This is a genomic window from Streptomyces sp. SID5910 (assembly GCF_009862125.1).
In the GTDB taxonomy this organism is placed as follows: domain Bacteria; phylum Actinomycetota; class Actinomycetes; order Streptomycetales; family Streptomycetaceae; genus Streptomyces.
This window is the reverse complement of the sequence record NZ_WWHX01000306.1, coordinates 1-10870: the sequence shown is the minus strand read 5'-3', so window position 1 is coordinate 10870 and position 10870 is coordinate 1. Positions and strand designations below refer to the sequence as shown.

7 protein-coding genes are annotated in these 10870 nt (G+C 71.5%); 3 read left to right on the top strand and 4 right to left on the bottom strand.

Going from position 1 to position 10870, the window contains the following annotated elements:
- Positions 1 to 118: 118 nt before the first annotated feature.
- Both GTW67_RS10440 and GTW67_RS10435 read left to right on the top strand, forming a co-directional pair.
- Positions 119 to 466, top strand: coding sequence for a cyclophilin-like fold protein (locus tag GTW67_RS10440; protein WP_161164514.1), 348 nt, complete (start codon positions 119 to 121; stop codon positions 464 to 466).
- Between the two features lie 37 nt (positions 467 to 503).
- The gene (locus GTW67_RS10435) at positions 504 to 1271 is read left to right on the top strand and encodes an SDR family NAD(P)-dependent oxidoreductase (protein ID WP_161164513.1); all 768 of its coding nucleotides are present in this window, start codon (positions 504 to 506) and stop codon (positions 1269 to 1271) included.
- A 345-nt stretch (positions 1272 to 1616) separates the two neighbouring features.
- On the opposite strand, the gene GTW67_RS10430 is transcribed toward GTW67_RS10435, so the two are convergent.
- Positions 1617 to 5708 (bottom strand): endo-alpha-N-acetylgalactosaminidase family protein, encoded by a 4092-nt coding sequence (locus GTW67_RS10430; protein ID WP_161164512.1) that lies wholly within the window; start codon positions 5706 to 5708, stop codon positions 1617 to 1619.
- A 242-nt stretch (positions 5709 to 5950) separates the two neighbouring features.
- Between GTW67_RS10430 and GTW67_RS10425 the strand changes: the two genes are divergently transcribed.
- Positions 5951 to 7120, top strand: coding sequence for a lectin (locus tag GTW67_RS10425; RefSeq protein ID WP_161164511.1), 1170 nt, complete (start codon positions 5951 to 5953; stop codon positions 7118 to 7120).
- 114 nt (positions 7121 to 7234) lie between these two features.
- Here the strand turns inward: GTW67_RS10425 and GTW67_RS10420 are convergent, their stop codons facing one another.
- The 3 genes from GTW67_RS10420 to GTW67_RS10410 all read right to left on the bottom strand — a co-directional run.
- Complete coding sequence (locus GTW67_RS10420) at positions 7235 to 9010, bottom strand: glycoside hydrolase family 35 protein (protein ID WP_161164517.1); 1776 nt, start codon at positions 9008 to 9010, stop codon at positions 7235 to 7237.
- A gap of 116 nt (positions 9011 to 9126) precedes the next feature.
- Complete coding sequence (locus GTW67_RS10415; protein ID WP_346010614.1) at positions 9127 to 9999, bottom strand: carbohydrate ABC transporter permease; 873 nt, start codon at positions 9997 to 9999, stop codon at positions 9127 to 9129.
- On the bottom strand, positions 9996 to 10870 hold an 875-nt coding region (locus tag GTW67_RS10410; protein ID WP_237518772.1), incomplete at its 5' end, for a carbohydrate ABC transporter permease. The genes GTW67_RS10415 and GTW67_RS10410, both read right to left, overlap by 4 nt.

Genomic DNA, 10870 nt, shown 5'->3' with positions numbered 1-10870 from the left:
TCCGACCGCCTGTTCCGACGACAACTCGCCCCGGCCGAACGCCTCGGCGGCATCGGCCCCGGAGCGGCCGGAGGCCTCGGCGTCCGCCGGCCCTTCCGTCCCGGAGAGGAGCACCACTGTGGACATCCGCGTCACCCTCGACGGACAGCCCGTCGACGCGATCCTGAACGACAGCCCCGCCGCCCGCGACCTGGCGTCCCTGCTCCCGCTCACCCTGGACCTGGAGGACTTCCACGGTACGGAGCGGATCGCCGACCCGCCACGGCGGCTGACCACCGACGACGCGCCCGAACCGACCGCTGCCGAGGTCGGTGACCTCGCCTACTACGCCCCGTGGGGCAACTTCGCCCTGTTCCACCGGGACGGCCCCGCCCCCTCCCCCGACCTGCTGATCCTCGGCCATATCGACGCCGACGCGGACCAGTTGTCCGAGGCCGAGCGGATCACCATCGAGGCCGCCCACTGAACTCCTCGCCCGTACCAGCTCGTTGGGAGCCACCCTCATGAACCCCACCTACGACTTCACCGGACAGGTCGCCTTCGTCACCGGTGCCGGCTCCGGAATGGGCCTGGCCGCAGCCCGCGCCTTCTCCGCCTCGGGGGCCGCCGTCGCGCTCGCCGATGTCGGCGAGGACGCCGTGAACGCCGCCGCCGAGCAGCTCGCGGGCGAGGGCCGACACGTCCTCGCGCTGGTCTGCGACGTCTCCGACGAGGCCCAGGTCGCCGCCGCCGTCGACCGCACCGTGGCGGCGTTCGGGCGCCTCGACATGGCCTACAACAACGCCGGCGTCATGCCCCCGCCCACCGATGCCGCCGACGAGGGCGCCGACCAGTTCGACCGCGTCCAGGCCGTCAACCTGCGCGGCATCTGGGCGAGCATGAAGCACGAACTGCGTCATATGCGCGACCAGGGCAGTGGAGCGATCGTCAACTGCTCCTCCCTCGGCGGCCTCGTCGGCAACCCCGGCCGCGCCGCCTACCACGCCTCCAAGCACGGCGTGATCGGCCTGACCAGGAGCGCCGCGCTCGAATACGGCTCCCGCGGTGTCCGCATCAACGCCGTCTGCCCCGGCACGATCGGCACGCCGATGGTCGACGCCATGGTCGAGGGCGGCGAACTCGACCGCGGCCAGGCCGAATCGGGCCAGGCCATCGACCGGCTCGGCACCGCCGACGAGATCGCCCAGGCCGTCCTGTGGCTGTGCAGCGACGGCGCCGGCTACGTCACCGGCATCGCCCTCCCGGTCGACGGCGGCTACACGGCACAGTGACCACCACCGCCCGGGACACCACGAGGCCCGGCACGAATGCCGGATGGCCCTCCCCTCGCTGCCCACTCCTCCTCACCATGAACGCCGTCACCGCGACGATGACCAGCAACCACCGGGTCGAGGCGGCACTGCGGGCCGCCGCGGCGACCGACGCCCTGGAGCACCCGGAACCCCGGGATCCCGTGCAGGAGCCTGCCGGTCAGGGCTCTGCCCGGCGCTGTGCCGGCCGGCCCCGCGCGAGCAAAGATTCGCCCAGCCCACCCTCCTGCTCGACCGCCCAGCGGAGCGCCCTCCCCGGGGCCCGCGACGGCGGACCCCGGGGAGGGCGTTTCCCACGTTGCCGGTCTACGACCGTCCGGCCGGGCGCGTCGCCGGCGGGTATCCGCCGGGCTGCTCCACCGGAGTGCCGTAGACGCGCATCTCGGCGGCTGCGGCGAAGGGTTGGCCGTTGAGCGCGTTCAGCGCGGTGAACCTGACGTAGGCCGCGCGCACCGGGTCGAACGTGCTCCTCTGCATGGCCGCCGAGTCCACGAGGGAACCGTGCGTGACAGTCGTCCAGTGGGTGCCGTCGGCCGAGACGGCGACCTCGTAGTCCTTGACCCGGCCGTTCTGCCCGCCGCTCCGCCGTCCGAGGTAGCCGAAGCCGTCGACCGTGGCCTCCGCGCCCAGCTTGAGCGTCACCCAGTGCGGGTAGGGGGCGTTCGCTTCCGTGTAGTCGGTGTGCCAGATGGTGTCCTCGGCACCGTCGAGGACGTTCGACACCGGGCCCTCCCCCGCCCCCGAGGAACGGTTCTCCGAGTCGGCGGTCGCCGTCATGGAGCCGGGCGCGAGGAGAGGGACGTCCGAGACCGTGGCTCTGGAACCCGCCGCGACGGTCTTGGTGGCGCCGGCGTTGTCGTAGGCGGCCGTGGTCCGCCACGTGACCGTGGTGCCGGCGGCGCCCGCCGGAGGGGTGAGCAGCCAGGTCGTCGTGACGGTCCGGCCGGGCTCGACGGTGTCGAAGAGGTTGCCGTCCTTCTCCTTCACCTCCACCTTCCAGCCGGCGGGCAGGCCCTCCATGGCCAGGGCGACGTTCGTCGCGTCGCTCTGCTCGTTGTTGGTGAAGCTGGTCGTGTACTCGCCGGGTACTCCCGGGCTGAGGTCGGTACCGGCGGGGGCGGTGACGGCGGCGCAGGCCGGGCCGCCTTCCACCGGGCCGAGGTCGGTGACCCGGAAGTCGTCGAGGACGAAGTCCGTGCCGGAGGCGCTGCCGGTCCTGCGCAGGCCGACCCAGGTGTCACCGCAGCCGGCGACGATCTCCTTCGAGTAGGTCGCGGTGTCCAGGGCGGGAGCGAACGTGTCGCGGGTGATGTCCTTGGACACGACCTTGCCGTCGTCGACGGTGTCCGCGCCCGTGACCCAGGCCCACTGGTCCTCCAGGTTGGTCTGGTAGGCGAAGGACACCGCGTACTTGTGGCCCGCGGTGAACGGCACGGTGGCCGGCACCGTGCGGTAGACGAGCCCGCCGTTCTCGGAGTGGGACTTCAGGGAGTGCCTGCCGCCGACGACGTCGTCGACCGCCTTGCCCTTGAGGGTCCCGGTGTCGTAGGGCCGGTAGGTGTTCTTCCAGGACTTCTGGCTGTAGGGCTCGTGCAGTTCGCTGATGCTGGTGCGCGGGTCGGTGACGCCGCCCGCGTCGCCCTTCACGAACGGTCCCCAGCCGGGCTGGTTGCCCTCGAAGTCGTCCTGGGCCACCACTCCGCCGGACCGAGGCAGCGGCTTCGTGGTGTCGGCCATGACCCGTACGTCGTCCAGGACGACCGCGGCGTCCCCGGGTGCGGCGGCCAGCGACACGGTGACCGTGCCGCCGCGAGGCGCGGTGAAGGCCACGGAGGCGCGCTGCGCGTAGGTGTCGCGTTTCTCGTCCGACGCCATCGTGTTGCGGGCCGGGGTGATGTCGAAGGTCTTCTCGGCCGTCGTGCTGCCGTGGGTGACGCGGAGGGTGGTCGCGCGGCGGTGGCCCGCGGCGATCTCCACGTCGGCGCTCAGGGTGTAGCGCTTGCCGGGCGTGAGGCCGGTGACCTTCTGCTCGATGCCGGACGCGTCGGTGCCGAGGCGGGCCACGTTGTCCCCGTTGTCGGCGCGTGCCGCGCCGGCTCCGCCGCGCGGGTTCCACGCCGTGAGGTCGCCGGCGTTGAAGCCCGGGTCGGTCAGGCCGGTTCCGGCGCCGTACCGGGGTGCGGACTGCGGCGCCCTGCCCCCGTCGGGCACGAGGACGTAGGGGGTGTCCTTGTCGGCGGTCAGGGCCACGCGGCCGTCGTGCGCCGTCACGCGGGCGGCCTCCACCCGGCCCTGGTCGGTGAGCTTGTAGAGGGTGAAGTGCCGGTTGCCGGCGAACTGTCGGGTGAGGTCGAAGGTGTGGGTGCCGCCGGACGCGCTGTAGTGGTACATCTTGTCGGCGTTGCTCGGGGACGTGGTGCCCGTGCTGTCGCGGGTGTCGCCCCAGGGCAGCAGGTAGGTGTCGCCCTGAAGGACGGTCGCGCCGCCCAGGGTGACGCGGCGCTGCCCGCCGGCCCCGGTGACCGTCACGCCGCCGGTGAGGCGGGCGCTCTTGCCGAAGTCCCAGTCCAGTACGTCGTAGTGCTGGAGGAACTTGGTGGGCAGGTTGTCGGTCCAGATGGTGCGGTAGAAGGTGTTCCAGTCGTCCTGGCCGGTCCAGCCCTCGAACTCCTTGATGCTGGAGCCGCCGAGCAGCGGGTCGACGTTCCACACGTCGCGGTCGCCGTTGGCGAGGAACCGCACGATGTTGCTGTTGATGCCCTTGTTGGTGGCGCCGCCGTAGTTCTTGTCGCTGGCCCAGTGCGACCAGAGGGAGTCGCCCTCGAACTTGTAGGCCCACTCGGTGGCGACTTCGAAGCCCATCTTGCGCAGCTCGGAGGCGAGTTCGTCGGCGAGCCAGCCGCTGGAGTAGTAGACGTCGATGTAGACGCCCTTGAGCTGCGGGTAGTCCTTGCGCAGCTGCCGGAAGCGGTCCAGGACGGCGCCGGTGCCGAGGTCGGTGCGCTGGTCGATCTTGTAGGACTGGTTGAGCCAGTCCCAGCCGTCCGCCTGGCCCTTGATGAGGACTTCGCTGAAGTTCTTCGCCTGGGGGTAGGCCTCGGTGACGTTGACGTGGACGGCGAAGTCGGCGTTGTACCGGTCGCCGTCGCGGATGAGGCGGTTGAGGTCGGCGCGGCCGCCGGCCCTCACGTTCTCGTTGCCGCCGTAGTCGGGGTGGCCGGAGTCGTGGCCCTCGCTGGCGTAGCCCTTCTCCAGGACCCACTGGCCGAGGTCGTCCGTCGCCATGGAGATCCGCTTGACGTTGTCGAGGGTCTTCAGGAACGGGTTGGTGGCCTGGCTGGCGAAGTTGAACGGGATGTGCTGGACGACTCGTTCGGGTACTCGGTCGGCGCCGAGGGGGCTTGTGGTGGCGGTGCGTTGGGCGATGGCGCCGTCCTGCCAGTCGACCTGACCGTCGCCGTTGGCGTCGGCGGCGAGCACGACCGTGGTCTTCGGCAGTTCGTAGCGGGCGACCCGGCGGTCCTCCGCGCCCTTGGGGGCGTAGGTGTAGTTGCCGACGGAGAGTTCGGCGCGGCGGGCGCCGCCGCCGGCGTCCACGATCCGTGACTGGAGCCGGGTGTTGCCGTTGTCGTTGTTCGCCTGGACCGCGTCGTCCGTCGCGTTGCTGATGAGACCCGCGGCCAGCTCCGCGTTGCTGACGAAGCCGTAGGGGGTGCCCGACGGCGCCGCGTCCGGGGCCGTGGTGCCGGTGATGTCGATGAACCGGTCGGCGGTCGTCGTGGAGTCGGTCGAGATCTTGGTGCGGGCCAGCTGTGCCCCGCGGTCACCGGAGTCGACGGACGCGAGGGACTGGCCGGGGATCGCCAACTGGTTGACGGTAGCGGCGGCGGTGCCGGAGATCTTCTCCACGGCGAAGACCACGCGGTGCCCGTCGGTCACGGTCAGGGAGGAGGTGATGGTGAGGCCGGGCAGGTCGGCGAACGTGGAGGTGTAGGTGGCCTTGTCGCGGCTTGCCCTGGACGTCGTGGTGGCCTTGTGCGCCGTGCCGTTGATCGTGAACGAGTCCAGGACCGCCGCCCTGCCGTCCATGGTCCTGCCGTCCAGGTCGTACGAGATGACCTGGGGGAACTCCTTGGCCACCATGACGGTCAGTCCCCCGCGGGACAGTTTCACGGCGGTGGCCGGGTGATCCGGGGCCGGTGGGGTGACGGGGCTCCAGGCGGTGTCGCCGGGCGCGCCGGGCCCCGTTGCCGTGACCTCGCCGGCCTGGGCGTAGGCGGATATGGCGGCGGCCGGCACCAGCCCCAGGGAGAGCAGCAGGGCGACCGACGCCGCCGCGCCGGATCTGACGGCGGGTGGATACCGGCGCCGGCGCTTTCGGGACGAGCGTGAGGTCATGAACTCCACCTATCGGATGCCTGCGGAGGGGAACGGCTCCGTCGGAACGTCGTCGGAGCGGACGTGACTTTAGTGGAATGGCAGCGATAACACTAGAGAGCAATGACTGGCTCTGGCCTATGGAGTTATCGATGCCAGGGGTCTACAGTTCCGGCGCAGCGCGGTTTCCGCGCCGCCGTCGGCCGTCTTCAAGCCGACGGCCACTCCCCCCACCGTGATCGACTGAAGGGCAGGACTCCCCCATGCGCATGCCCCTACGACGGCGAGCCGCGCTGCTCGCCCCGCTCACGGCGGCCGTGCTCGGCCTCGCCAACGCGGCCGCGCCCACCGCCTCCGCCGCCACGGGCTCCACCCCCGGCAGCTACACCAACTACGGCTGGTCCGGGGCCTCCCAGCTGAGCTCCGTCACCTTCGGCACCAAGGTGCTGACCGACCCCGGGCGGGCCAACGTCTACTGGGCCCACCAGTTCGGCTTCAGCAACGGCACCCATGGGTACACCGGCATGCAGCGCGACCGCACCGACCCCGGGCTGTACCTGTTCTCCGTCTGGGGCTCCACCGCCGCGCAGGCCGGGGGCAGTGGCACCTACTGCGAGACCTTCTCGGAGAACGGAACGGGCTACACCTGCCGGCTCAAAGCCGCTTTCCCGGCCGGGCACAACGTCCAGACCACCGTCGCGTCCACGGGTGGCGGCTGGTACCGGGCGACCGTCAGCGACACCACCGCCGGCACGTCCTTCGTGCTCGGCTCCCTCCAGGTCGGCTCCGGGGCCACCGTCAAGACTGCCGGCATGGCCGACTGGACGGAGTACTACGACTGGAACAACCCCGCCGCCACCTGCGCCGACGAGCCGTACTCGGCGGCCTTCTTCACCGCTCCCAGCGGGGTCGACGCGGCCGGCGGCGGCCGCGTGACGGCGTCCGTCTCCTCGTCCTACCCGAGCAGCACCTGCCAGTCGGACACGTCGATCACCGTCGGCGGCGGTGGCAGCACCCAGACGAACGGCATCGGGAACTCGACCTCCGGCAGCATCACGGGCCCGGGCGGCCTGTGCGCGGACGCGACCGGAGGTTCCGGCGCCGACGGCACGCCGATCCAGCTGTACTCCTGCACCGGCGGCGACAACCAGAACTGGGTGCTGGCCGAGAACGGCACGGTCCACGCCCAGTACAAGTGCCTCGACATCTCCGGCGGCGCCGCGGCGGACGGCACCCCCGTCGTCCTCTACCGCTGCAACGGGGGCGCCAACCAGCAGTGGAAGCTGAACAACGGCACGCTGGTCAACCCGCAGTCCGGTAAGTGCCTGGACGCCGACGGGGGATCTGGCACGTCCGGCACCCGGTTGCAGCTGTGGTCGTGCAACGGCACGAGCGCCCAGAAGTGGAAGACCCCCTACTGGCCGGCGGCCTGACCCCGCCCCGAACGCTGCGCGCCGGAAGCGCCGTCGGGGCGCCTCCGGCGCGGAGCGCGGCCGGGACGGGCGTGAGTGAGCAGGGGCGGACGTCGGCGGGGCGTGCGGCTCCGGTCACTCGAACGTCTCGACGTACTCCTCCACCGGCCCCAACTCGGGCCGGTCGCGGATCTCGACGCGGTCTCCGAGGCGTTCCAGCTCCAGGACCGTGACGGTGTTCTCGCCGCGTACGGTGAGGGGTGCGGGCAGGTAGAGCGTCATCTGCGGACCGATCTCCCAATAGCGCCCGAGGAGAACGCCGTTGACCCAGGCGAAGCCCTTGCCGAAGCCGGGGAACGCCAGGAACGCGTCGGCGGGCTCGTCCACCGTGAACCGGGCGGTCGCGAACCCGGCGGTGCCCTGCGGGGGTGCGCCGGCCGCCGCGCGTGCCACCTCCTCGGGGGTCCACTCGTCGAGCGGCAGCCGGTGCATCGTCCAGCCGTGCACCAGGCGGCGTTCGACGCGGACGCCGCCGAGGACGCCCTTGCCCTGGCCGAGCAGCGGCCCGTAGTTGATCCGGCCCTGGTTCTCGACCAAGAGGTCCAGTCGCACCCGCTCCCCCGCTCCCTCGACGGCCAGTGTGCCGGTCTCCCGTTCCAGTACTCCGGCGGGTCGGCCGTCCACGAAGACCTGGGCCCGGTCGTGGAGTCCGGTGACCGTCAGCTCGTTGGTGCCGCGGGGCAGCCTCGGGTACGCGCGGTAGAGCACCAGGCCGGACGCCTGCCCCAGCTCCTCGAAGCTGAGCGGGTGCGGCGAGGGGATCGCCGGGGACACCGCCTCCAGGGCGTCGAGCAGCGGGGCGCCGGGGACGACGGGCAGGGCCCGCGGAGCCAGCAGGGGCGGGTCGGCCGGCAGGGGCCGGTGGGCCACCGCGCCGGTGGCGGCGTGGAGCCGGTCGCGCAGGGCGAAGAACTTCGGGGTGAGCGCCCCGTGTTCGGCGATCGGCGCGTCGGAGTCGTAGCTCGTCACCGTCGGCTGCAAGGCGGTGCCGTCGTGGTTGGCTCCTGCCCACAGGCCGAAGTTGGTTCCGCCGTGCGCCATGTAGACGCTGACCGAGCCGTCGGCGTCCATGATGTCGCCGAGAGTTCCGGCCGCGCTCTCCACGGAGCGGATGTGGTGCTGCTCGCCCCAGTGGTCGAACCAGCCGTTCCAGAACTCCGCGCAGACGAACGGCTCCTCCGGGCGGCGCGCGCGCAGCAGTCCGGCGGCCTGGGCGGCGCGGGAGCCGAAGGTGGCCGCCGCGAGGTGGCCGGGCACGGTGCCGCCGTCCTGCATCAGCTCGGTCGGCCCGTCGGCGGTGTACAGCAGCTCGGTGATGCCCCGCTCGACGAGGGCGTCGCGCACCCAGCGCAGGTAGGTCCGGTCGTCGCCGTAGCTGCCGTACTCGTTCTCGATCTGCACCGCGGCGACCGGCCCGCCGTGCGCGGCCTGCAACGCGGCGATCCGGGGGACCAGGTCGTCGAACCAGCGGGCCACCTCGTCGAGGAAGGGCCGGTAAGAGGAACGGACCCGCATCCCGGGCGTGCCGGTCAGCCAGGCGGGGAGGCCGCCGTTGTCCCACTCCGCGCAGATGTAGGGGCCGGGCCGCACGATCACGTCGAGGCCGGTGTCCTGGGCGAGCCGGACGAACCGTTCCACGTCGTGCCGGCCGTCGAAGCGGGCCCGGCCGCGGGCACGTTCGTGGAAGTTCCAGGCGACGTAGGTGTCGACGGTGTTGAGGCCCATGGCGGCGAGCCGTTCGAGGCGGTCCGCCCACTGGTCGGGGTGGACCCGGAAGTAGTGGAGCGACCCGGCCAGGATCCGGTGCGGGCGGCCGTCGCGCAGGAGTTTCCCGTCGGGGTACGACAGCAGGGGCGAGGGGCGGCGGGCGGGTACTCCTCGGGTCGCGGGGCCGGCCTGGGTGGGGAGGCTCAAGGGTGTCCTTCGGTGCGCTGCGGCGGTCGTCGGGTCGGTCCGGTTCGGCAGGGTCACTTGACGGCTCCGGCGGTCATGCCGGCGCGCCAGAACCGCTGGAGGGCCAGGAAGGCGATCACGAGCGGGGCGATGGACACCAGCGAGCCGATGACCACCAGCGCCGGCGGCACCGCCACATGGCTGGCGTTCCACCCGACCAGGCCGACGGTGACGGGCTGGAGACGGTCGTCGCCGAGGACCATGGCGGGCAGCAGGTAATTGTTCCAGATCTCGACGAACTGGAACAGGAAGATCGTCACCAGGGCGGGCAGCATCATGCGCGTGGCGAGCGTGCGGAAGATCCTGAACTCCCCTGCCCCGTCCAGCCGTCCGGCCTCGATCACCTCGTCCGGCACCTGGGCCGCGAAGACGCGCGACAGGTACACCCCGAAGGGGCTGACGATGCTGGGCAGCAGCACGGCGAGCGGATTGTCGATCAGGTGGATGCCGGAGAACATCAGGTACAGCGGCAGCGTGAACAGCACCTTGGGCACGAGTACGGCAGCGAGCACCGCGCCGAACAGGACACCGCGGCCCCGGAACTCGTACTTGGCGATCGTGTAGCCGGCCAGCGCGGACAGCGCGGTGCCCACCAGGGCGCCGATGCCGCAGTAGGCGACGCTGTTGAGCATCCAGCGCCAGAAGATGCCGTCGTCCTGGGCGCTGAGGCGGGCGAGGTTGTCGAAGAGGCCGAAGCCGTCGAACCAGACGCCGCTGCCGCCGAACTGTGCGCCGAACGGCTTGGTGGCGGCCACCAGCAGCCACCACAGCGGGAAGAGGAAGTAGAGGGTGGACAGGCCCAGCAGCAGCATGACGGCGGTGCGGCTCAGCGGGGTCGTCTCGCGGCGCGGGCGCAGCCGCGGCGGCCTGGTGGAGATGGTGCTCACGCCTGCTCACCCCGGTTGGTCAGCTTGAAGAAGACGAAGGACACGGCGCCGACGAACACGGCGAGGACGACCGACTGGGCGGCCGCGTAGGGGTAGTTGCCGGCGGCCACGGCGGCCTGCGCGGACATGATCGGGGTGAACGTGGAGGAGATGGTGCCGCTGGAGACGGGTTGCAGCACGACCGGCTCGTTGAACAGCTGCGCCGAGCCGATGATGGAGAAGACCGTGGTGAGCACGATGGCGCCGCGCACGGCGGGGATCTTGACGCTCCAGGCGATGCGGAGCGCGGAGGCGCCGTCCATGCGGGCGGCCTCCAGGACCTCGGCCGGGATGGACTGGAGCGCGGCGTAGATGATGACCATGTTGTAGCCGGTCCAGGCCCAGGTCACGATGTTGGCCACCGACCACAGCACGGTGCCGCCGGAGAAGAAGGGGAGGTGCAGGCCGAGCGGTTCGAGCAGGTGGTTGACCGGGCTCGACTGCGGCGAGTACATGAAGGACCAGACCAGCGCGGCGCTCACCCCGGGGATCGCGTACGGCAGGAAGCCGACGAGCCGGAAGAATCCCTTGGCGCGGGCCGACCTGGAGTCGAGCAGCAGCGCCAGCCCGAGCGCGAGGCCCAGCATCACCGGCACTTGGACGACGCCGAACAGGGCGACGCGGCCCAGCGAGGAGGTGAAACCGCCGTCGCCGAAGGCCTGTGCGTAGTTGCCGATCGGGTCGAAGACCTTCGTCGGTGCCGTCAGTCCCAGGCCGGAGCGGTGGACGACGAACAGGCTGCTGACGGCCGCGTAGACGATCGGGGCCAGGTACATGGCGGCGAAGAGCACCGCGAAGGGGACCCAGAACAGCAGCGGCGTGCGCCGGTGTC